We start from the raw sequence: 18,041 nt of genomic DNA, 5'->3' as shown, positions 1-18,041 counted from the left end.
GTAATGCCGGGCGACAACATTCAAATGGTTGTTACCCTGATCGCTCCGATCGCCATGGAAGACGGCCTGCGCTTCGCTATCCGCGAAGGTGGTCGTACCGTAGGTGCGGGCGTTGTTGCCAAGATCATTGAGTAATCGTTACTCCTGATCTAAATAAAGAACCGCAGCGGACGCGCTGCGGTTTTTTTTTGCCTGAGATTTTCCCTTCCTCTTTTTTATCGTCGATCTCTTGGCGCACTAACTGGCTGTTGGGATCCTGTGCTAACTCTGGATTTACTTGGGCGCAGTGATGCGGCAATTGCTGCTGTGAGGCATCCAGAGGCGGATCTCTGGTGTATAAGAATTTCGTTGCGTGAATATATCGGGTTGTTTTTTTAAAGGCTCTCTTTATTGATACCGAACCCTGTGATACTCGATTTGTGGAGTACCACAGGGTCATTCTACAAGTGGGCTCCTTTGCTGTAAGGGAGCTATTTCGAGCTCAAAACTGCTTATGGCCAGTCTTTGCTGAGGTCGGCACTTCGGCATCCGGCAAACAGTTTATTGAATTGTGGTCCATTCATTTCCACCAGCTCTTCGTGGTCTCCCGCCTCAAAAAAGATCGTCTCACAGCGGCTGAGCCCGCTGTCTAGCAGGGTGGTAATGCCATAGGCTTGTCCGACCGGGGGTAGGGCGCCCAGTTCGCAGTCGGGGAAAATTGACCCCAATTCATTCTCGGCGACCATCTCCAGGCTGTTGCGGCCGGTTTCCATGTGTACTGCACGCAGATCCAGGCTGCTGCTGGCGGGAATAACCACCATTACAAAGCCTTCCTTATCCCGCAGCAGGATGGCTTTGGCTACCTGGTCCTCACGAACATGGGCAGAGTGGGCGCTCTCGCGGCTGGTTCGGGTGTGGGGATGCTGTATCAGGTGGTAATCGACCGATTGGTCGTTCAAGTATTGACTCAATCTTGCGGCAATAGTCATGGCTGTACCCTCGTTTTACTTAAGGTACTCCATTGTAGTTTGAGCAGATTGAAATTTGATCAGGCTGTACAGTTGACAGCCTCTTGCGCGCCTCGTAGAATTCGCGCTCCTTTTCGCCCGCCCTCGGGGCTGCGAGAAAGGACGTTCTTTAGTTCATAAGTTGGAGTTTGATTCCATGCAGGGTCAACGTATCCGAATTCGCCTGAAGGCGTTCGACCACAAGCTGATCGACGCGTCTACCCAGGAGATCGTAGAGACGGCTAAGCGCACTGGCGCGCAAGTTCGCGGTCCAATCCCGCTGCCGACTCGCAAAGAGAAGTACACCGTACTGATTTCCCCGCACGTTAACAAAGACGCTCGCGACCAGTATGAGATCCGTACTCACAAGCGTTTGCTGGACATCGTTGAGCCTACCGAGAAAACCGTCGACGCGCTGATGAAGCTCGATCTGGCGGCCGGTGTTGAGGTCCAAATTAGTCTCGGCTAAACACTTTTAACTAACTACCGAACCCCAGGCGAAAAAGGTCTGGGTAGTGTAACGCTCTGAAACTGGGCGGCCGCAGTGGGTTAAAGCCCCGTGCACTGAGAGGTTAATAAGATGACTATAGGTATTGTCGGCCGCAAGAGCGGCATGACTCGCATCTTCACGGAAGATGGCGTATCCATTCCGGTAACCGTTGTTGAGGTTGCTCCGAATCGCGTCACTCAAGTGAAAACCGTGGAAACCGATGGCTATGCCGCTGTTCAAGTAGCAGTGGGTACCCGTAAGGCTTCCCGTGTCTCCAAGCCCGAAGCGGGCCACTTCGCCAAAGCCAATGTAGAGGCTGGCACTAATCTTTTCGAGCTGCGCACTGACGGTTCTGAAGAGACTTTCGAAATCGGTTCTGAGATCACTGTTAGCAGCTTCGAAGCTGGCCAGAAGATCGACGTAACCGGCACTTCCAAGGGTAAAGGTTTCCAGGGTGGCATTAAGCGCTGGAATTTCCGCACTCAGGACGCAACCCACGGTAACTCTCTGTCTCACCGCGCTCCCGGTTCTATCGGTCAGTGCCAGACTCCTGGCCGCGTATGGAAAGGCAAGAAAATGGCCGGACACATGGGTGCTGAGCGTGTAACCGTGCAGAACCTGGAAGTAGTTCGTGTTGATGCCGAACGCAACCTGCTGCTGGTTAAAGGCGCTGTTCCCGGTGCTCCCGGTGGCAACGTTATCGTTCGTCCGGCAGTAAAAGCCTAAGTCTGAGGGGAATTAGATATGGAACTGAATATCGCTACTCCCGAAGGCGCTAAAGGCACAGTAGCTGTCTCTGAAGTGACTTTCGGACGTGAGTTCAACCAAGATCTGGTACACCAGGCAGTTGTCGCCTATATGGCTGGCGCTCGTCAGGGTACCAAGGCGCAGAAGAACCGTTCTGATGTTTCCGGTGGCGGTAAAAAGCCCTGGCGCCAAAAAGGTACTGGCCGCGCGCGTGCCGGTACTATCCGCAGCCCGCTGTGGCGTTCCGGTGGTGTAACTTTCGCCGCTGAGCCGCGTGATCACAGCGTTAAGCTGAACAAAAAGATGTACCGCGCTGCACTGCGCTGCATCCTGTCTGAGCTGGCTCGTCAGGAGCGTTTGGTGGTGGTTGAGTCCTTCGATGTGGACGCGCCCAAGACCAAGCAACTGGTAAGCAAATTGGCTCAGTTCGATCTCGCTGAAGCGCTGATCGTGACTGAAGAGGTTAGCGAAAACCTGTACCTGGCCGCTCGTAACTTGCACAAAATCGATGTTCGCGATGTGCAGGCGATCGATCCAGTAAGCCTGATTCGCTTTGATAAGGTCGTGGTTACCGTTTCTGCGCTCAAGAAAATTGAAGAGGTGCTGGGATGAACCAAGAGCGACTCTACAAAGTACTGCTGGGCCCGGTAATTTCCGAAAAAGCTGCTGTGCTGGCCGATAGCGCCAACCAGGTAGTTTTCAAGGTTTCCACCGATGCCGAAAAAGCTGAGATCAAGGCCGCGGTTGAAAAACTGTTTAACGTTTCTGTTGAGCAGGTTCGCACCGTGAACGTAAAAGGCAAAACCAAGCGCACCCGCTACGGCATGGGCCGTCGCAGCGATTGGAAAAAAGCCTACGTTCGCCTGGCCGAAGGCAGCGACATCAACTTTGAAGCTGCTGAGTAAAGGGGACTGTTACAATGGCAATTGTAAAAACAAAACCGACCTCCGCCGGCCGTCGTCACCTGGTTAAGGTTGTTAACCCCGACCTGCACAAGGGTGCTCCTTATGCTCCTCTGGTAGAGAGCAAGAGCAAAACCGGTGGCCGTAACAACAATGGTCGTATCACCACTCGCCACATTGGTGGTGGTCACAAGCAGCACTATCGCGTAATCGACTTCAAGCGCAATAAAGACGGAATTCCGGCTAAAGTTGAGCGTCTGGAGTACGATCCTAACCGCAGCGCGCACATCGCTCTGGTTTGCTACGCCGATGGTGAACGTCGTTACATTATCGCACCGAAAGGCCTCAAGGTTGGTGCCACTATTCAGTCCGGCGATGCCGCACCGATTGTAGTGGGCAACACCCTGCCTCTGCGCAATGTACCGGTGGGTGCTGTTATTCACGGCATCGAGCTGAAGCCTGGCAAAGGTGCTCAGTTGGCTCGTTCCGCTGGCGCATCCGTACAGCTGGTAGCCCGTGAAGGCCAGTACGCGACTATTCGTCTGCGTTCCGGCGAAATGCGCAAGGTTCTCACCGAGTGTCGCGCAACACTGGGCGAAGTAAGTAACTCCGAGCACAGCCTGCGTAAGCTGGGTAAAGCCGGTGCTACTCGCTGGCGCGGTGTTCGTCCTACCGTTCGCGGTGTGGCGATGAACCCGGTAGATCACCCGCATGGTGGTGGTGAAGGTCGCACCTCTGGTGGTCGTCACCCGGTTACTCCATGGGGCGTTCCGACCAAGGGTAAGAAAACGCGCAAGAACAAGCGCACCGATAAGATGATAGTACGTCGCCGCGGCAAGTAAGCCGCGCGGTGTCTGAGCAGCTAGAGAGGAATCGACAGTGCCACGCTCATTAAAGAAAGGTCCCTTTATTGATCTTCATTTGATCAAGAAGGTGGAGGCGGCGATTGAAGCAAACGATCGTCGACCGATTAAAACCTGGTCCCGCCGTTCCATGATTATGCCGGAAATGGTTGGACTGACGATTGCCGTGCACAACGGTCGTCAACACGTGCCCGTTTTGGTTAACGAAGAAATGGTTGGCCACAAACTGGGCGAGTTCGCTGCTACCCGCACTTACCGCGGTCATGCTGCGGACAAGAAAGCGAAGAAGCGCTAAGCCGAGGTTAAAAAGATGGAAGTAGCAGCAAAATTACGCGGCGCACGTCTATCGGCGCAAAAGGCGCGACTGGTAGCTGATCAGGTTCGCGGCAAAGGCGTTGAAGAAGCCCTGGATATTCTTGCATTTAGCAATAAAAAGGGTGCAGCGATCGTCAAGAAAGTACTGGAGTCGGCCATTGCCAATGCCGAGCACAACGAAGGTGCTGACGTTGACGAGCTGAAGGTTTCCACAATTTTTGTGGACGAAGGTATGACCATGAAGCGCATTAAACCGCGTGCGAAAGGTCGTGCAGATCGCATTCTTAAGCGTACTTGTCACATCACTGTGAAAGTGGCCGAGAAATAAGAGAACAGGCGAGAAAACCATGGGACAAAAAGTACATCCTACCGGCATTCGTCTGGGTATCGTTAAAAAGCATACCTCTGTTTGGTATGCCGGCAGCGACGAGTACGCAGACAAGCTGTACACGGATCTGAAAGTTCGCGAATACATTCGCAAAAAACTGGCCCACGCTTCCGTGAGCCGCATCGAGATCGAACGTCCGGCGAACACCGCTCGTGTGACTATTCACACTGCGCGTCCGGGCATCGTGATCGGTAAAAAAGGTGAAGACGTAGAACGTCTGCGCAACGACGTAAGTGCGCAGATGGGCGTACCTGTGCACATCGATATCGAAGAAGTGCGCAAGCCTGATATGGACGCCGCTCTGGTTGGCCAGAACGTTGCCCAGCAGCTGGAACGCCGCGTTATGTTCCGTCGCGCTATGAAGCGTGCCGTGCAGAACGCTATGCGTCAGGGCGCTGAAGGTATCAAGATTCAGGTAAGTGGTCGTCTCGGTGGTGCGGAAATCGCACGTACCGAATGGTACCGCGAAGGTCGTGTGCCTCTGCACACCCTGCGTGCCAACATCGACTACGCCACTGCTGAAGCGATGACTACCTACGGCATCATCGGTATCAAGGTGTGGATCTTTAAAGGCGAAGTCATCGGTGACGAAATGCCCGATGAGAAGCCGGCTAAGACCCGCAAGAAAGCTGCTAAATAAGGGGTACGCAGATGCTGCAACCAAAGCGTACAAAATTCCGCAAGGTACAGAAGGGTCGCAACCGCGGTCTTTCTCAGCGCGGCTCTAAAGTGAGCTTTGGCGAGTTTGGCCTGAAGGCCATCGGTCGCGGTCGCATTACTGCGCGCCAGATCGAAGCGGCTCGTCGCGCAATGACTCGTCACGTTAAACGTGGCGGTAAAATCTGGATTCGCGTGTTTCCGGACAAGCCAATTACCAATAAGCCCCTCGAAGTCCGTATGGGTAAAGGTAAAGGTGGCGTTGAATACTGGGTAGCTCAGATCCAGCCGGGCAAAGTCCTCTATGAAATGGAGGGTGTGTCCGAAGAGCTGGCTCGTGAGGCTTTCGCACTTGCTGCGGCCAAGCTGCCTGTAAAAACAACTTTCGTTAAGCGTTCGGTGATGTAATGAAGACTGCAGATCTACGCGAAAAGTCAGTTGAAGAGCTGAACCAGGAACTGCTGAACCAGCTCGAAGCTCAATTTAAGCTTCGTATGCAAAAGTCCACCGGTCAGCTGGCTCAGACTCATCTGCTGAAGCAGACTCGTCGCGACATTGCTCGCATAAAGACTGTGTTGACCGAGAAGGCAGGTAACTAATCATGGCTGAAGCAAAACTGAAGCGTACTCTGACCGGTAAGGTTGTGAGTGACAAGATGGATAAAACCATCACCGTTTTGATCGAGCGCCGTGTTAAGCACCCGATCTACGGCAAAATTGTGAGCAAGTCCACCAAGCTCAAGGCACATGACGAGAACAATGAGTGCAACATCGGCGATGTTGTAACCATCGAGGAATCTCGTCCGCTGTCCAAGAGCAAGTCCTGGTCCTTGCAGAAAATTGTAGAGCGTGCGGCGAAGGTATAACCCCTAGCGCATTGACTGCCGAATTGAAAGGTTTCGGAGAGAGACAATGATTCAAGCGGAATCCTACTTAGAAGTAGCTGACAACAGTGGGGCTCGCCGCGTCATGTGCATCAAGGTGCTGGGCGGCTCCCATCGTCGTTATGCCGGCGTGGGCGACATTATCAAGGTGACCGTTAAGGAAGCCATTCCCCGCGGTAAAGTAAAGAAAGGTCAGGTAATGAACGCTGTTGTGGTTCGCACCAAAAAAGGTGTGCGCCGTAACGACGGTTCCCTGATTAAATTTGACGATAACGCAGCGGTACTGCTGAACCAGCAATTGGCGCCGGTTGGCACCCGTATTTTTGGTCCGGTAACTCGCGAACTGCGCGGTGAGAAGTTCATGAAGATCATCTCGCTCGCCCCCGAAGTTATCTAAGCCTCGAGCGGAGAAGAGTTATGCGCAAGATCAAGCGTGACGATGAAGTGATCGTTATCGCCGGTCGCGACAAGGGCAAACGTGGTTCAGTACGTAAAGTACTGAACGACGGCCGCCTGATTGTTTCCGGCATACAGATGATCAAGAAACACCAAAAGCCAAATCCCCAGCTGGGCATTGCTGGTGGCATCGTTGAGAAAGAAGCTGCTATTCAAGCTTCCAACGTAGCCATCTTCAACCCTAACACCCAGAAGGCTGACCGGGTGGGCTTTAAAGTACTGGAAGACGGCACTAAGATTCGCGTCTTCAAATCCAGCGGCGAAGCCATCTAAGGCTCTTGACGCAAAAGCAGGTTGGTAGATCATGGCAAAGCTTAAAGAGCTCTACACTAAGGAACTCGCGCCCAAGCTTAAAGAAGAGCTGGGTCTCGAGAATGTGATGGCAGTGCCGCGCATCACCAAGATCACCATCAACATGGGTGTTGGTGAAGCGATTGGTGATAAAAAGGTGCTGGAGCACGCTGTCAGTGATATGACAGCAATTACTGGTCAAAAGCCCATCGTTACTAAAGCACGCAAGTCTATTGCGGGCTTTAAGATTCGCGACGGTTGGCCGATCGGCTGCAAGGTAACTCTGCGCGGTGAGCGCATGTATGAGTTCCTGGAGCGTTTGGTTGACATCGCGATTCCGCGTATCCGCGACTTCCGTGGCATTAGCCCGAAGCAGTTCGATGGCCGCGGTAACTTCTCTATGGGCGTGACCGAGCAAATCATCTTCCCGGAAATTGACTACGACAAAGTAGACAAGCTCCGCGGTCTGGATATTTGTATTACCACTACAGCTGCAAGCGACGATCAAGGTCGCGCGCTGCTGAAAGCGTTCAACTTCCCTTTCAAGGGATAAGAGGATTCCATGGCGAAGAAATCCATGATTGCGCGTGAAAACAAACGCGCTCGAACCGCAGCTAAGTACGCTGAAAAGCGTCAAGAGCTGAAGGCGATCATCGCCAGTGCCACTGCTTCCGAAGAGGAGCAGTGGGAGGCTCAACTCAAGCTGCAAAAAATGCCGCGCGATGCAAGCCCGGTACGTCAGCAACGTCGCTGTCGTATCACTGGTCGCCCCCACGCCGTTTACCGCAAGTTCGGCCTGTGCCGTAACAAATTGCGTGAAGCCGCTATGCGTGGTGATGTTCCTGGCCTCGTGAAGTCCAGCTGGTAATTACCAGCTGGTTTAAGGCAGATTTGAGGAGTCTCATAAAATGAGTATGCAAGATCCGTTGGCAGATATGCTGACTCGCATCCGCAATGCCCTGGCACGCGGAAAAGCGGAAGTCACCATGCCTTCATCCAAACTGAAAGTAGCTGTAGCTAAAGTCCTGAAAGACGAAGGTTATGTTACTGATTTGAATGTAAGCGAAAGTAGTAAGCCGGAGTTGACCATTGCCCTGAAATACTTCCAGGGTAAACCGGTTATCGCCGAGCTGAACCGCGTTTCCCGTCCGGGTTTGCGCGCTTACACTGGTAAAAAAGCTCTGCCAACCGTGCGCGGTGGTCTGGGTATCGCGATCGTTTCCACCTCCAATGGTGTGATGACTGATCGCGCTGCGCGTCAGGCCGGTGTCGGTGGTGAAGTGCTTTGCACCGTATTCTAAGCGGGGGTCGCAATGTCTCGAGTAGCAAATAGTCCGGTAGTTATCCCCGCAGGTGTTACCGTTGACCTTAAAGGTCAAAACATCGCTGTTAAAGGCGGTAGTGGTAACCTGGATATGGTTATTCACGGTGATGTAGAAGTTGGCCAGGCTGACAGCCAGCTGACTTTTGCCGCGCGCAATAACTCCAAGCAAGCCAGAGCTCTTGCGGGTACCACCCGTGCACTGGTTAACAACATGGTGATAGGCGTAAGCGCTGGCTTCGAGAAGAAGTTGCAGTTGCTGGGTGTAGGTTATCGTGCGAAAGCCGCCGGTAAAACGGTTAACCTGACCCTGGGCTTCTCCCATCCGATCGATTATCAGTTGCCGGAAGGTGTGACTGCGGAAACTCCATCCCAGACTGAAATCGTACTCAAGAGCAGCAATAAACAGCTGTTGGGCCAAGTGGCCGCTGAGATCCGCGCGTTCCGTCCGCCGGAGCCCTACAAAGGTAAGGGTGTCCGTTATGCCGATGAACGCGTGTATCGCAAAGAGGCCAAGAAGAAGTAAATAGGGCATAGATATGAACGTTAAGAAAGCATCTCGCTTGCGTCGTGCACGTCGTGCCCGCGCTAAGATCCGTGAGCTGGGCGCCGTTCGCCTCACCGTGAACCGCACACCGCGTCACATTTACGCACAGATCCTGTCTGCCGAAGGCAACTCGGTATTGGCTTCCGCCTCTACCCTGGACAAGGACCTGCGCGAAGGTAAAACCGGTAACGCCGATGCCGCTTCTGCGGTTGGCAAACTGATCGCTGAGCGTGCGAAAGCCGCTGGTGTTGAAGTAGTTGCCTTCGATCGCAGTGGCTTCAAGTACCATGGCCGTATTAAGGCTCTGGCTGACGCTGCCCGCGAAGCCGGTCTGAAATTCTAAGGGTTGAGTTATGGCTAGAGAGAAAGACAAAAGCAACGACGAAGGCCTGCAGGAAAAGCTGGTCCAGGTCAATCGCGTTGCCAAGACTGTTAAAGGTGGTCGTATCTTCGCCTTTACCGCACTGACCGTAGTTGGCGACGGCAACGGCCGTATCGGTTTCGGTCGTGGCAAGGCACGTGAAGTGCCTGTTGCGATTCAGAAAGCGATGGAAGCTGCACGCCGCAACATGATCCAGGTAGAACTGAATGGTGATACCATCCAGTACGCTACCAATGGTCGTCACGGTGGTTCCAAGGTTTACATGCAGCCCGCTTCCCAGGGTACCGGTGTAATTGCCGGCGGTGCCATGCGCTCCGTACTGGAAATGGCCGGTGTACACAACGTATTGGCTAAGTGTTACGGCTCCACCAACCCGGTGAACGTAGTGCGTGCAACTTTCAAAGCTCTGGATCAAATGCAGAGCCCAGGTGATGTTGCAGCCAAGCGTGGTAAATCAGTCGAAGAGATTCTGGGCTAATCACAGCTCGGATTTAAGGTTATTGGTGGGTTAAGACCATGGCTAAGAAGACCATTAAAGTCACCCAGACCAAAAGCATCAACGGACGCCTGAAAAGTCATCAGGCGTGCGTTGCGGGTCTGGGCCTGCGCCGCATCGGCCACACAGTGGAAGTGGAAGATACTCCTTCCGTACGCGGCATGATCAACAAAGTAAACTACCTGGTTAAGGTTGAGGGGGAATAACATGCGTTTGAATGACCTGTCTCCCGCACAAGGCCACAAGCACAGCGCCAAGCGCGTTGGCCGTGGTATTGGTAGTGGTTTAGGTAAGACCGGTGGCCGCGGCCACAAAGGTCAAAAAGCGCGTTCCGGCGGCAGCGTTCGTCCGGGCTTCGAAGGCGGTCAGATGCCTTTGCAGAAGCGTCTACCTAAGTACGGTTTCACCGCTCGTGTTTCTCGCTTCACCGCAGAAGTACGTCTGGCAGAGCTGGCCAAGGTAGAAAGTGACGTAATCGATTTGGCAGCGCTTAAGAATGCCGATATCATCGGCGGCCATATTAAACGCGCCAAAGTGTTTCTCTCAGGTGAGCTGACTAAAGCGGTTACCGTAAAGGGTCTGGGAGTGACCAAGGGTGCAAAGGCGGCTATCGAAGCTGCTGGCGGTAAAATAGAAGACTAATCGAGGCGCCAATGGCACGACCAGGATCCGGTGGAAATCCCCTGGGCAACAGCAAGGGATTGGGCGAGCTTTGGGCTCGCCTTCGTTTTCTGTTTCTAGCGATAGTAGTTTATCGTCTGGGAACACATATTCCGGTGCCCGGCATTGATCCGGAAAAGCTGTCAAACCTGTTTAATCAGAATCAGGGAACCATCCTTGGCCTGTTTAACATGTTCTCAGGCGGCGCCCTGGAAAGGATGAGTATTCTGGCTCTGGGTATCATGCCCTACATCTCCGCATCCATCATCATGCAGTTGATGAGTGCGGTGACTCCCTCTCTGGAAGCTCTGAAGAAGGAAGGGGAGGCCGGAAGGCGTAAGATCAACCAGTACACCCGTTACCTGACGGTACTGCTGGCCCTGATACAGGGTATCGGTATGACTTTCGGGTTGGCAGGGCAAAACCTGGCATACTCATCTGAGCCTGCGTTTGGTTTTTACTTTGTGGCGGTAACGTCACTGGTGACCGGTGCCGTATTCATGATGTGGCTCGGTGAGCAGATCACTGAGCGCGGAGTGGGCAACGGCATTTCCATGCTGATTTTTGCCGGTATCGTGGCAGGCTTGCCCGGCGCCATCGGCCAGGCGTTTGAGCAGGCCCGTCAGGGTGAGCTGCATATCCTTATGCTGCTGATCATCGGTGTTATCGCTCTAGCCGTGGTGTTCTTTGTTGTGGTGATGGAGCGCGGCCAGCGCCGAATCACCATCAACCACGCCAGGCGTCAGGCCGGTCGTTACTCCGCAGCACCCGCTGCGCAGGCGAGCCATCTGCCTCTGAAGGTGAACATGGCCGGTGTTATTCCGGTGATCTTCGCCAGCAGTATTCTGCTGTTCCCAGCGACGCTGGCACAGTGGTTTGGCCAGGGTGGTGAGGGTATTGGTGCCCAGATCCTGCAGTGGATGGCATTGCAGCTGGGACCAGGGCAGCCGCTGAACATTATTCTGTTCGCACTGCTGATTGGTTTCTTCTGTTTCTTCTATACGGCGTTGATGTTCAACCCAAATGAAGTTGCAGATAACCTGAAGAAGTCCGGTGCCTATGTACCTGGTATCCGCCCAGGTGAGCAGACAGCCCGCTATATCGACAGCGTGCTGACCCGACTCACTCTGGTAGGTGCTGTGTATATCGCACTGGTATCCCTGCTGCCGCAGTTCCTGGTAGTTGGGTTTAACGTTCCCTTCTATCTGGGGGGTACCTCACTGCTGATCGTTGTAGTAGTGGTGATGGACTTTATGGCACAGGTACAATCGCATCTGCTGTCGCACCAGTACGAAGGCTTGATGAAAAAAGCGAACCTGCAAAGCTACGGTCGTCGCTAGTGCGTCACCTGCTCGCAGTTTGATTGAATTGAGGTAAGGTCATGAAAGTACGCGCTTCTGTAAAAAAGATCTGCCGTAACTGCAAAATCGTACGTCGCAAGGGCGTTCTGCGGGTAATCTGCAGCGCTGAGCCACGTCACAAGCAGCGTCAAGGCTAATAGGGGCCAGCCCCTTACAGAGAGCGTCCAGTGGGCGCCTCTGTAGAAGCTGGAAGAATTCGCTACTTATTGCAGCCCCGTAACAAGTAGCAACACCATGGAGAATTTCTTTGTGGTGGGAGGTCAGTCCAAAGGGTGGGCCTCCAATAGGGGGCGTTGACTGTCGTCCACATCTGCTGCGGGAGACCGTGGTGGGCGTGGGCTATTGCAATTTGGTGTCTGAAAAGCTATTCTTGCGCGCCTTTTTGGTGGCGCCGCCGGTTTTTTAGTCGCTGTCAGCGCCGAAATCAAAGCAGAGTCACATACTTAATATAAAGCAGTGGCTCCCAATACGTGGAGTATGCCTCTATGGCACGTATTGCTGGTGTCAATGTACCAGACCACAAGCACGCCGTGATCTCCCTGACCCACATTTATGGGGTAGGTCTTACTACGGCTAAGTCTATTTTGGCAGCGGTTGGTATCGCTGAATCCACCAAAATCCGCGACCTGTCTGAAGAGCAGATCGAAACCATCCGCGGTGAAGTTGCAAAACTTACCGTAGAGGGCGACCTGCGCCGTGAAGTTTCCATGAACATCAAGCGTTTGATGGACCTGGGTTGCTATCGCGGTCTGCGTCACCGTCGCAGCTTGCCGCTGCGTGGTCAGCGCACCAAGACCAATGCTCGTACCCGTAAGGGTCCGCGCAAGCCGATTCGCAAGTAAGCCTGATTTTTAAGGCGCGAAATCGCGGTTTAACAAGCCCCGTCCGGCGCATAGCCGAGGGGATTTGATACAGGATTTAGGATACTGGTATGGCTAAGCCAAAAACTACTGTTCGCAAGAAGGTCAAAAAGACCGTTGTCGACGGTATTGCCCACATCCACGCATCGTTCAACAACACGATCGTGACGATCACTGATCGCCAGGGTAATACCCTCAGCTGGGCCACCGCAGGTGGATCTGGCTTCCGTGGCTCACGTAAGAGCACCCCGTTTGCAGCCCAGGTTGCCGCTGAGCGCGCAGGTACTGCAGCTCAGGAATACGGCCTGAAAAACCTCGACGTAGAAGTGAAGGGCCCCGGCCCCGGTCGCGAATCTGCTGTTCGCGCACTGAACAACTGCGGCTACAAAATCACCAACATCACCGACGTGACGCCTATCCCGCATAACGGATGTCGTCCACCCAAGAAACGTCGCGTGTAAGAGGGGGCTGATAGAATGGCACGTTATATTGGACCAAAATGTAAACTGTCCCGTCGCGAAGGGACTGACCTGCAGCTGAAGAGTGGTGTACGTCCACACGACTCCAAATGTCGCGCAGAATCTAAACCCGGTCAGCACGGCGCTGGTCGCGGTCGTCTGTCCGACTACGGCATCCAGCTGCGCGAGAAGCAAAAAGTTCGTCGTATCTACGGCGTACTGGAAAAGCAGTTCCGCAACTACTATAAGGAAGCGGCTCGCCTGAAAGGCGCAACTGGTGAAAACCTGCTGCAACTCCTGGAAAAGCGCCTGGATAATGTGGTTTACCGCATGGGCTTCGGCTCAACTCGCTCTGAAGCGCGTCAGCTGGTTTCCCACAAGGCGATTCTGGTAAATGGCACTACTGTAAACATTCCTTCTTACCAAGTAAAAGAAGGCGATGTAATTGCTGTACGTGAAAAAGCCAAGAAGCAGCTGCGTATCCAGAATTCCGTTTCCCTCGCTGCCCAGCGTGGCGATGTCGAGTGGGTAGACGTAAACGCGAGCAAACTGGAAGGCACTTTCAAGCGCATTCCAGATCGTGTCGATCTGCCGGCAGAGATCAACGAAAACCTTATCGTGGAACTGTACTCCAAGTAACAATTAGTTCACTTTAAGGAATGCAACTGTAAACAGGTATGGCTATGCAGACTGCTGTCAACGAGTTTTTGACACCGCGTCGTATTGACGTCACCGAGTACAATCAGAATCACGCCAAAGTGGTTCTGGAGCCCCTGGAGCGTGGCTTTGGTCACACTCTTGGGAATGCGCTGCGTCGCATCCTGCTGTCCTCCATGCCGGGCTGCGCCGTCACCGAAGTAGAAATCGACGGTGTCGAGCACGAGTACAGCGCGATTGAAGGTGTGCAGGAAGATGTTATTGAAATCCTGCTCAACCTGAAAGAAATCGCGGTTGTTATGCACGGCAAGGATCAGGCTATATTGAGTCTGAGCAAAAAGGGCCCGGGTGCGGTGACTGCTGGAGATATCCAGGTAGATCACGATATCGAGATTGTGAATCCTGATCACGTGATCGCCAATATCACTGGTGATGTAGAACTCAACCTGCGCCTCACTGTTGCGCGTGGTCGTGGCTATCAGCCCGCCGACGCTCGCCGTGACGAGGAAGAGGAAAGCCGCGCGATTGGCCGTCTGCAACTGGACGCATCTTACAGCCCGGTTCGCCGCGTTTCTTACAGCGTGGAAAGCGCGCGTGTAGAGCAGCGTACCGATCTGGACAAGCTGGTTCTGGACCTGGAGACCAACGGTACTCTGGACCCTGAAGAAGCTATTCGCCGTGCAGCCACCATTCTGCAGCAACAGCTGGCAGTATTTGTGGACCTGGAAGGTGAGAAGGACGCACAACCGAAGGCGGAAGAGCCAGAAGTTGATCCGGTATTGCTACGCCCAGTTGACGACCTGGAACTGACCGTACGTTCGGCTAACTGTCTGAAAGCGGAAAATATCTACTACATCGGTGATCTGATTCAGCGCACCGAAGTGGAGCTGCTCAAGACCCCGAACCTTGGTAAAAAGTCTCTGACTGAAATCAAGGACGTACTGGCCTCCCGTGGTTTGTCCCTGGGCATGCGCCTCGAAAACTGGCCACCGGCCAGCCTTAAAGGCGATAGCAAATTAAGCCCCCTGTAAGCATTTGGTAGTTGCGGCGATGCCGTGACTAGTAGAAAGAACCCGAGCGGTGCCACGGCTTAGCGCGACACCGCTCCAGAACGACCTGCTGAGACAGCAACTGTGGTCGTAAGGAATTGAGTCATGCGTCATCGCTATAGTGGCCGTAAATTCAGCCGTACCAGCGCTCACCGCAAGGCCATGTTCAAGAACATGACCGCTTCTCTGGTAGAGCACGAACTGATCAAAACTACACTGCCAAAAGCCAAGGAGCTGCGTCGCGTTGCCGAGCCGCTGATTACCCTGGCCAAGAAGGACAGTGTTGCCAACCGTCGTCTGGCTTTTGCCCGTATCCGTGACAAGGATGCTGTGCGCAAGCTGTTCGACGAGCTGGGTCCCCGTTACGAAGCTCGCCCAGGTGGTTATATCCGTATCCTGAAGTGTGGTTTCCGCGCAGGTGATAAAGCACCGATGGCTTACGTTGAACTGGTGGATCGTCCACAAGTTGAAGACGAAGCTGCTGAAGCATAAGTTGCGCTAGCAATTTTGCTACGGAAGGCCGGTCTATGACCGGCCTTTTTTGTACATACGGGAGAATTTTGTATGTCTTTTGAGCAGTTGTTAAATAACCTAAACCCGCAAATTATCGCCAGCCTGAGGCGAGCTATTGAGTTGGGCAAGTGGCCCAATGGTGTTGCTATTACTGCAGAGCAGCGCAGTCTCTGTGCCGAGGCAGTTGCCAGTTGGGAGACCCGTAATCTGTCTAAAGAGCAACAGGTAGGCTATGTCGCACCCAAGACTTCCAAAGACCCCTGCTCCGCCAAGAAGAGCGATGAACAGCCTTTGAGCTGGGTGTAGGCTTTCTCAGTTGGTTCTTAGTTTTGCTTCCCAGTTGCTTTGACAGATATTGGCGTATATATCTTCAGCTGGGACGCCCTTCCCATTCATCCCACCGATTTTCTCTGCTTATATAGTTATCGATATAACGACATATAAATTTTAATTTGCTCGGTAACTGAATATGAAAAGACTGATATTGCTTGCCGGTGCAGTAAGCTTAGCCGTTGTCGGCATCGATCATTACGACATTGATGTCAAAAGAAATGTGGCGAAAGTTCGGCAGTTAATACAACCATTAACGGAAAACAATCAATTAGCACAGGATATCTCCGAAAAAATACCCTGGTCAGAGTTAGAGAGTACCGAGATGGCGGAACTCTTGGATCATCCGCGGGTTAAAGCATACCTTGATCGAGAGCAGTTAAAACAGGAAATAAAAGAGTATTTTGCAGACCTTGGGAATTTGTCCAGTTCAGAGGCCTGGGATGCTATCGAAAAGGTAGAAAGGGAAAAGCGAGTGACAGGCTATGAAGCACTGTCGATGAAGCTGGCTTGGTTGGAAAAAAACAGTCTTAATGAAGCCGATTTCAAGCAACGTGCAGAAGAACTATTTAATATCTATCGGGATAAGGCCCAGTCGGTTATCAGCCGCTACGACCCACATACCCAGGTACCAGGATTTTCAACCTATAAAGATTTGGAGCGTTCTATAGTGGAAGAGGTTCAGCAAATGACTTCTTTCCCCAATGGAATGAATAAGCAGGAATACTTGCGGCAGCGCTTACAAGAAGCTCGGGAAACGGTTTACGGTACTTAATCAGTAGACAGTGCTGCTACTAATTCGTAGCGGCACTGTCTTATGTCTGAAATTGATTACATAAACAGACCAATTAAGTCATAAAACCAATTGCTGTTGTTTTCAAAGTCGGATTCTTTGTCGGTCTCGTAGGCACGGATCATGCCGCCACCGTTATAGTTGATGATATTGTTCAGAAAATCCTTTAATTCCAATCCATGCTCGGCGATTTCACCGTAATGAAGGTCAATGATGGTTGTGCAATGACTTTCGTTTAGGTTACGAAACATGGGGAAGTAATAACCCCAATTACTGGTCTGCTCCAAAAGCGGAATCAGGTTTTCATGGGTATCTTTTTGCCAGCGTTGACGCAATTTACTCAAGCGTGAATCAGCGTCTGGATCATTATAAATATCCTCGTAGAAACGCTCATAAGAATAAGATGAAAAATTGCCATCTGCTAGGAAGTGAGTGATGCCCAGACGGTCTGAAGGAAATTTATTGGATAGCGCACCATAAAGCGAAGCCAGTTTGTTGCTATCAAATCCCGGAGTAATTTTTCTAAGCATCGTAATGGGGTTTTCTGCATTGGGGTCCCCATCCTCGGTGTAAGTTGTCCAAGAAGTCAGAACTTCTTTGTGCAATGGTAGCGACGGATATTTACTGCTGTTATCGCTGTCCATAGGCGCCATATAAAGTGGGCCAGAATCGTCAAGAAGATAACCATAGTTGACGTTCATGTCCTCTCTGAGTTTCGAATAATTAAATAGGGCGCCGATGCTGCCTGCACTACAACCGGCAGCAAGCATTTGTTTGGGTTTTTGTAGGTTATTCTTCACCCAGGAAGTCACTGCCTGCACATTGCGCAAGCCGTTGTGATGCCAAATCAAATCAGAATTTTGCCCATTCTTATCCTTATATATTTCAGTTTTATCGCCAACATAAATGTCACCGGTACAATAGGGAACATACACCATATTCCATTCGCCAGTTTTGTACTGGTTATAGGGATGATGGGTATAAATAAGAGGAGAGACACCTGCGGTGGTGAGATTATCGAAGTTTGTGAAATCTAAGAGATGTACATTGCTAAGATAATCATCTGGGATGCCGTTAGGATTGCGCGCGCCACGGATACCGGCCTGGCCGGAGCAGCTTTCGTAGTCCCAACAGGCGCCGCCACCTTCAAAATAAAAAATGGTATTGCTGGTATCGGGTACCCGATAAACGAAAAATTTATAGGGGGAGCCATTGCCGCAAATGGCGCCAGTGTTGGCAGGAACATCTACTTTTTGCCAGGTGTTAAAATCTTTTGGATCGAAGTCATCGTTAAAACCTGGGTCGTGCATGGTCAGAGGGTACATACCTTGAGTCTGCTCTGGGGTGACTGGCGAATCAGCATTTGGAGGGTCAAAAAGGTGCTTTAAAGTGGTCCAAAAATTATAATCTCCCGGCTCTGCTTGCGCATAGGAGGCGATAATAAGTGAGCTGGTAATAAATGCCGTTATTAAACCACGGAGAATTTTTATCATTATTAATCCCCTTCATTTAATTGGTGTTTTCTCTCTGGACCAGGCCGCATTACAGACGCCAAGTATGGGAATAGAAGTCAATCCTATGGCTGTGGGTCAATTAAGTTGGACACTCGTCCAAATCGCTATTTGGGTAAAACCCA

33 protein-coding genes and 1 pseudogene are annotated in these 18,041 nt (G+C 52.2%); 31 read left to right on the top strand and 3 right to left on the bottom strand.

Annotation, left to right across the window (positions count from 1 at the left end):
• Nucleotides 1-135, top strand: a pseudogene (gene tuf / locus LC073_RS18740) (elongation factor Tu); the annotation flags it as partial.
• Here the strand turns inward: tuf and LC073_RS18735 are convergent.
• On the bottom strand, nucleotides 125-439 hold the full coding sequence (locus tag LC073_RS18735; protein WP_226648829.1) for a hypothetical protein: 315 nt from the start codon (nucleotides 437-439) through the stop codon (nucleotides 125-127). The pseudogene tuf and the gene LC073_RS18735 sit on opposite strands and share 11 nt — an antisense overlap.
• A 52-nt stretch (nucleotides 440-491) precedes the next feature.
• Entirely contained in the window at nucleotides 492-968 is a 477-nt protein-coding gene (locus LC073_RS18730; protein WP_226648828.1) for an aminoacyl-tRNA deacylase, read from the bottom strand.
• 175 nt (nucleotides 969-1,143) lie between these two features.
• Here LC073_RS18730 and rpsJ point away from each other — a divergent pair, with 175 nt between their 5' ends.
• The 30 genes from rpsJ (at nucleotide 1,144) to LC073_RS18580 (ending at nucleotide 16,387) form a co-directional block, all read left to right on the top strand.
• On the top strand, nucleotides 1,144-1,455 hold the full coding sequence (gene rpsJ, locus LC073_RS18725) for a 30S ribosomal protein S10 (protein ID WP_010133849.1): 312 nt from the start codon (nucleotides 1,144-1,146) through the stop codon (nucleotides 1,453-1,455).
• A 111-nt stretch (nucleotides 1,456-1,566) separates the two neighbouring features.
• Nucleotides 1,567-2,202, top strand: a complete 636-nt coding sequence (rplC, locus tag LC073_RS18720) for a 50S ribosomal protein L3 (protein ID WP_226648827.1) — start codon at nucleotides 1,567-1,569, stop codon at nucleotides 2,200-2,202.
• An 18-nt stretch (nucleotides 2,203-2,220) separates the two neighbouring features.
• Nucleotides 2,221-2,835 carry a 50S ribosomal protein L4 gene (gene rplD, locus LC073_RS18715; protein WP_226648826.1) on the top strand — a complete coding sequence of 205 codons (615 nt, stop codon included), beginning with the start codon at nucleotides 2,221-2,223 and terminating at the stop codon, nucleotides 2,833-2,835.
• Nucleotides 2,832-3,128, top strand: a complete 297-nt coding sequence (rplW, locus tag LC073_RS18710; protein ID WP_152451143.1) for a 50S ribosomal protein L23 — start codon at nucleotides 2,832-2,834, stop codon at nucleotides 3,126-3,128. Before rplD ends, rplW begins: the two co-directional genes overlap by 4 nt.
• Before the next feature lie 14 nt (nucleotides 3,129-3,142).
• Nucleotides 3,143-3,967 carry a 50S ribosomal protein L2 gene (gene rplB / locus LC073_RS18705; protein WP_226648825.1) on the top strand — a complete coding sequence of 275 codons (825 nt, stop codon included), beginning with the start codon at nucleotides 3,143-3,145 and terminating at the stop codon, nucleotides 3,965-3,967.
• A gap of 37 nt (nucleotides 3,968-4,004) precedes the next feature.
• Nucleotides 4,005-4,283 (top strand): 30S ribosomal protein S19, encoded by a 279-nt coding sequence (gene rpsS, locus LC073_RS18700; protein ID WP_020411388.1) that lies wholly within the window; start codon nucleotides 4,005-4,007, stop codon nucleotides 4,281-4,283.
• 15 nt (nucleotides 4,284-4,298) lie between these two features.
• A complete protein-coding gene (rplV, locus tag LC073_RS18695) occupies nucleotides 4,299-4,631 on the top strand; it encodes a 50S ribosomal protein L22 (RefSeq protein WP_020411389.1) in 333 nt (110 codons plus the stop codon).
• 19 nt (nucleotides 4,632-4,650) lie between these two features.
• Entirely contained in the window at nucleotides 4,651-5,331 is a 681-nt protein-coding gene (gene rpsC, locus LC073_RS18690) for a 30S ribosomal protein S3 (RefSeq protein WP_152451147.1), read from the top strand.
• A gap of 11 nt (nucleotides 5,332-5,342) precedes the next feature.
• The gene (gene rplP, locus LC073_RS18685; RefSeq protein ID WP_020411391.1) at nucleotides 5,343-5,756 is read left to right on the top strand and encodes a 50S ribosomal protein L16; all 414 of its coding nucleotides are present in this window, start codon (nucleotides 5,343-5,345) and stop codon (nucleotides 5,754-5,756) included.
• Nucleotides 5,756-5,947: a 50S ribosomal protein L29 gene (rpmC, locus tag LC073_RS18680; protein ID WP_020411392.1), complete on the top strand. Its 192-nt coding sequence runs from the start codon at nucleotides 5,756-5,758 to the stop codon at nucleotides 5,945-5,947. Before rplP ends, rpmC begins: the two co-directional genes overlap by 1 nt.
• Before the next feature lie 2 nt (nucleotides 5,948-5,949).
• On the top strand, nucleotides 5,950-6,213 hold the full coding sequence (rpsQ, locus tag LC073_RS18675; RefSeq protein ID WP_226648824.1) for a 30S ribosomal protein S17: 264 nt from the start codon (nucleotides 5,950-5,952) through the stop codon (nucleotides 6,211-6,213).
• A gap of 46 nt (nucleotides 6,214-6,259) precedes the next feature.
• Nucleotides 6,260-6,628, top strand: a complete 369-nt coding sequence (gene rplN, locus LC073_RS18670) for a 50S ribosomal protein L14 (RefSeq protein ID WP_020411394.1) — start codon at nucleotides 6,260-6,262, stop codon at nucleotides 6,626-6,628.
• Nucleotides 6,629-6,648: 20 nt separating this feature from the next.
• On the top strand, nucleotides 6,649-6,960 hold the full coding sequence (gene rplX, locus LC073_RS18665; protein WP_152451151.1) for a 50S ribosomal protein L24: 312 nt from the start codon (nucleotides 6,649-6,651) through the stop codon (nucleotides 6,958-6,960).
• A gap of 31 nt (nucleotides 6,961-6,991) precedes the next feature.
• Nucleotides 6,992-7,531: a 50S ribosomal protein L5 gene (rplE, locus tag LC073_RS18660; RefSeq protein WP_226648823.1), complete on the top strand. Its 540-nt coding sequence runs from the start codon at nucleotides 6,992-6,994 to the stop codon at nucleotides 7,529-7,531.
• Between the two features lie 9 nt (nucleotides 7,532-7,540).
• The gene (rpsN, locus tag LC073_RS18655; protein WP_152451155.1) at nucleotides 7,541-7,846 is read left to right on the top strand and encodes a 30S ribosomal protein S14; all 306 of its coding nucleotides are present in this window, start codon (nucleotides 7,541-7,543) and stop codon (nucleotides 7,844-7,846) included.
• A gap of 40 nt (nucleotides 7,847-7,886) precedes the next feature.
• On the top strand, nucleotides 7,887-8,279 hold the full coding sequence (gene rpsH / locus LC073_RS18650; protein ID WP_226648822.1) for a 30S ribosomal protein S8: 393 nt from the start codon (nucleotides 7,887-7,889) through the stop codon (nucleotides 8,277-8,279).
• A gap of 12 nt (nucleotides 8,280-8,291) precedes the next feature.
• Nucleotides 8,292-8,825, top strand: a complete 534-nt coding sequence (gene rplF, locus LC073_RS18645) for a 50S ribosomal protein L6 (protein ID WP_152451159.1) — start codon at nucleotides 8,292-8,294, stop codon at nucleotides 8,823-8,825.
• A gap of 13 nt (nucleotides 8,826-8,838) precedes the next feature.
• Nucleotides 8,839-9,189 carry a 50S ribosomal protein L18 gene (gene rplR, locus LC073_RS18640; protein WP_226648821.1) on the top strand — a complete coding sequence of 117 codons (351 nt, stop codon included), beginning with the start codon at nucleotides 8,839-8,841 and terminating at the stop codon, nucleotides 9,187-9,189.
• Between the two features lie 10 nt (nucleotides 9,190-9,199).
• Nucleotides 9,200-9,706 carry a 30S ribosomal protein S5 gene (rpsE, locus tag LC073_RS18635; protein ID WP_152451163.1) on the top strand — a complete coding sequence of 169 codons (507 nt, stop codon included), beginning with the start codon at nucleotides 9,200-9,202 and terminating at the stop codon, nucleotides 9,704-9,706.
• Between the two features lie 38 nt (nucleotides 9,707-9,744).
• Nucleotides 9,745-9,930, top strand: a complete 186-nt coding sequence (gene rpmD, locus LC073_RS18630; protein WP_020411402.1) for a 50S ribosomal protein L30 — start codon at nucleotides 9,745-9,747, stop codon at nucleotides 9,928-9,930.
• Between the two features lies 1 nt (nucleotide 9,931).
• On the top strand, nucleotides 9,932-10,366 hold the full coding sequence (gene rplO, locus LC073_RS18625; protein WP_226648820.1) for a 50S ribosomal protein L15: 435 nt from the start codon (nucleotides 9,932-9,934) through the stop codon (nucleotides 10,364-10,366).
• Nucleotides 10,367-10,377: 11 nt separating this feature from the next.
• Nucleotides 10,378-11,724, top strand: coding sequence for a preprotein translocase subunit SecY (gene secY / locus LC073_RS18620; protein WP_226648819.1), 1,347 nt, complete (start codon nucleotides 10,378-10,380; stop codon nucleotides 11,722-11,724).
• A gap of 41 nt (nucleotides 11,725-11,765) precedes the next feature.
• A complete protein-coding gene (gene rpmJ / locus LC073_RS18615; RefSeq protein WP_010133825.1) occupies nucleotides 11,766-11,882 on the top strand; it encodes a 50S ribosomal protein L36 in 117 nt (38 codons plus the stop codon).
• A 348-nt stretch (nucleotides 11,883-12,230) separates the two neighbouring features.
• A complete protein-coding gene (gene rpsM, locus LC073_RS18610; protein WP_152451165.1) occupies nucleotides 12,231-12,587 on the top strand; it encodes a 30S ribosomal protein S13 in 357 nt (118 codons plus the stop codon).
• 89 nt (nucleotides 12,588-12,676) lie between these two features.
• A complete protein-coding gene (gene rpsK, locus LC073_RS18605) occupies nucleotides 12,677-13,066 on the top strand; it encodes a 30S ribosomal protein S11 (protein ID WP_020411406.1) in 390 nt (129 codons plus the stop codon).
• Nucleotides 13,067-13,081: 15 nt separating this feature from the next.
• Nucleotides 13,082-13,702 carry a 30S ribosomal protein S4 gene (gene rpsD, locus LC073_RS18600; protein WP_152451167.1) on the top strand — a complete coding sequence of 207 codons (621 nt, stop codon included), beginning with the start codon at nucleotides 13,082-13,084 and terminating at the stop codon, nucleotides 13,700-13,702.
• A gap of 44 nt (nucleotides 13,703-13,746) precedes the next feature.
• Entirely contained in the window at nucleotides 13,747-14,751 is a 1,005-nt protein-coding gene (locus LC073_RS18595; protein WP_226648818.1) for a DNA-directed RNA polymerase subunit alpha, read from the top strand.
• 123 nt (nucleotides 14,752-14,874) lie between these two features.
• Nucleotides 14,875-15,261: a 50S ribosomal protein L17 gene (rplQ, locus tag LC073_RS18590; protein WP_152451171.1), complete on the top strand. Its 387-nt coding sequence runs from the start codon at nucleotides 14,875-14,877 to the stop codon at nucleotides 15,259-15,261.
• 72 nt (nucleotides 15,262-15,333) lie between these two features.
• Nucleotides 15,334-15,588, top strand: coding sequence for a YeaC family protein (locus tag LC073_RS18585; protein ID WP_226648817.1), 255 nt, complete (start codon nucleotides 15,334-15,336; stop codon nucleotides 15,586-15,588).
• Nucleotides 15,589-15,751: 163 nt separating this feature from the next.
• Nucleotides 15,752-16,387, top strand: coding sequence for a hypothetical protein (locus LC073_RS18580; RefSeq protein WP_226648816.1), 636 nt, complete (start codon nucleotides 15,752-15,754; stop codon nucleotides 16,385-16,387).
• Nucleotides 16,388-16,443: 56 nt separating this feature from the next.
• Here the strand turns inward: LC073_RS18580 and LC073_RS18575 are convergent, their stop codons facing one another.
• On the bottom strand, nucleotides 16,444-17,898 hold the full coding sequence (locus LC073_RS18575; RefSeq protein ID WP_226648815.1) for a pectinacetylesterase family protein: 1,455 nt from the start codon (nucleotides 17,896-17,898) through the stop codon (nucleotides 16,444-16,446).
• Nucleotides 17,899-18,041 lie beyond the last annotated feature (143 nt).

The sequence above is a fragment of the Microbulbifer variabilis genome (assembly GCF_020524905.1).
Taxonomy (GTDB): domain Bacteria; phylum Pseudomonadota; class Gammaproteobacteria; order Pseudomonadales; family Cellvibrionaceae; genus Microbulbifer; species Microbulbifer variabilis_A.
Note: the sequence above shows the minus strand (reverse complement) of the source record. Positions and strands in the feature narration are given on the sequence as shown.

Excerpts from the sequence above, each read along its gene's own strand:
- rplC (WP_226648827.1), top strand. The coding sequence starts at position 1,567 with ATGACTATAGGTATTGTCGGCCGCAAGAGCGGCATGACTCGCATCTTC.
- LC073_RS18730 (WP_226648828.1), bottom strand. The coding sequence starts at position 968 with ATGACTATTGCCGCAAGATTGAGTCAATACTTGAACGACCAATCGGTC.
- rplP (WP_020411391.1), top strand. The coding sequence starts at position 5,343 with ATGCTGCAACCAAAGCGTACAAAATTCCGCAAGGTACAGAAGGGTCGC.
- rplN (WP_020411394.1), top strand. The coding sequence starts at position 6,260 with ATGATTCAAGCGGAATCCTACTTAGAAGTAGCTGACAACAGTGGGGCT.
- rplR (WP_226648821.1), top strand. The coding sequence starts at position 8,839 with ATGAACGTTAAGAAAGCATCTCGCTTGCGTCGTGCACGTCGTGCCCGC.
- LC073_RS18580 (WP_226648816.1), top strand. The coding sequence starts at position 15,752 with ATGAAAAGACTGATATTGCTTGCCGGTGCAGTAAGCTTAGCCGTTGTC.
- rpsK (WP_020411406.1), top strand. The coding sequence starts at position 12,677 with ATGGCTAAGCCAAAAACTACTGTTCGCAAGAAGGTCAAAAAGACCGTT.
- rpsM (WP_152451165.1), top strand. The coding sequence starts at position 12,231 with ATGGCACGTATTGCTGGTGTCAATGTACCAGACCACAAGCACGCCGTG.
- rplQ (WP_152451171.1), top strand. The coding sequence starts at position 14,875 with ATGCGTCATCGCTATAGTGGCCGTAAATTCAGCCGTACCAGCGCTCAC.
- rplW (WP_152451143.1), top strand. The coding sequence starts at position 2,832 with ATGAACCAAGAGCGACTCTACAAAGTACTGCTGGGCCCGGTAATTTCC.
- LC073_RS18585 (WP_226648817.1), top strand. The coding sequence starts at position 15,334 with ATGTCTTTTGAGCAGTTGTTAAATAACCTAAACCCGCAAATTATCGCC.
- rplF (WP_152451159.1), top strand. The coding sequence starts at position 8,292 with ATGTCTCGAGTAGCAAATAGTCCGGTAGTTATCCCCGCAGGTGTTACC.
- rpsD (WP_152451167.1), top strand. The coding sequence starts at position 13,082 with ATGGCACGTTATATTGGACCAAAATGTAAACTGTCCCGTCGCGAAGGG.
- rplD (WP_226648826.1), top strand. The coding sequence starts at position 2,221 with ATGGAACTGAATATCGCTACTCCCGAAGGCGCTAAAGGCACAGTAGCT.
- rpmJ (WP_010133825.1), top strand. The coding sequence starts at position 11,766 with ATGAAAGTACGCGCTTCTGTAAAAAAGATCTGCCGTAACTGCAAAATC.
- rplE (WP_226648823.1), top strand. The coding sequence starts at position 6,992 with ATGGCAAAGCTTAAAGAGCTCTACACTAAGGAACTCGCGCCCAAGCTT.
- rpsE (WP_152451163.1), top strand. The coding sequence starts at position 9,200 with ATGGCTAGAGAGAAAGACAAAAGCAACGACGAAGGCCTGCAGGAAAAG.
- rplO (WP_226648820.1), top strand. The coding sequence starts at position 9,932 with ATGCGTTTGAATGACCTGTCTCCCGCACAAGGCCACAAGCACAGCGCC.
- LC073_RS18735 (WP_226648829.1), bottom strand. The coding sequence starts at position 439 with ATGACCCTGTGGTACTCCACAAATCGAGTATCACAGGGTTCGGTATCA.
- rpmD (WP_020411402.1), top strand. The coding sequence starts at position 9,745 with ATGGCTAAGAAGACCATTAAAGTCACCCAGACCAAAAGCATCAACGGA.
- rpsH (WP_226648822.1), top strand. The coding sequence starts at position 7,887 with ATGAGTATGCAAGATCCGTTGGCAGATATGCTGACTCGCATCCGCAAT.
- LC073_RS18595 (WP_226648818.1), top strand. The coding sequence starts at position 13,747 with ATGCAGACTGCTGTCAACGAGTTTTTGACACCGCGTCGTATTGACGTC.
- LC073_RS18575 (WP_226648815.1), bottom strand. The coding sequence starts at position 17,898 with ATGATAAAAATTCTCCGTGGTTTAATAACGGCATTTATTACCAGCTCA.
- rplV (WP_020411389.1), top strand. The coding sequence starts at position 4,299 with ATGGAAGTAGCAGCAAAATTACGCGGCGCACGTCTATCGGCGCAAAAG.
- rpsC (WP_152451147.1), top strand. The coding sequence starts at position 4,651 with ATGGGACAAAAAGTACATCCTACCGGCATTCGTCTGGGTATCGTTAAA.
- rpsJ (WP_010133849.1), top strand. The coding sequence starts at position 1,144 with ATGCAGGGTCAACGTATCCGAATTCGCCTGAAGGCGTTCGACCACAAG.
- rplX (WP_152451151.1), top strand. The coding sequence starts at position 6,649 with ATGCGCAAGATCAAGCGTGACGATGAAGTGATCGTTATCGCCGGTCGC.
- rpmC (WP_020411392.1), top strand. The coding sequence starts at position 5,756 with ATGAAGACTGCAGATCTACGCGAAAAGTCAGTTGAAGAGCTGAACCAG.
- rpsQ (WP_226648824.1), top strand. The coding sequence starts at position 5,950 with ATGGCTGAAGCAAAACTGAAGCGTACTCTGACCGGTAAGGTTGTGAGT.
- rplB (WP_226648825.1), top strand. The coding sequence starts at position 3,143 with ATGGCAATTGTAAAAACAAAACCGACCTCCGCCGGCCGTCGTCACCTG.
- secY (WP_226648819.1), top strand. The coding sequence starts at position 10,378 with ATGGCACGACCAGGATCCGGTGGAAATCCCCTGGGCAACAGCAAGGGA.
- rpsN (WP_152451155.1), top strand. The coding sequence starts at position 7,541 with ATGGCGAAGAAATCCATGATTGCGCGTGAAAACAAACGCGCTCGAACC.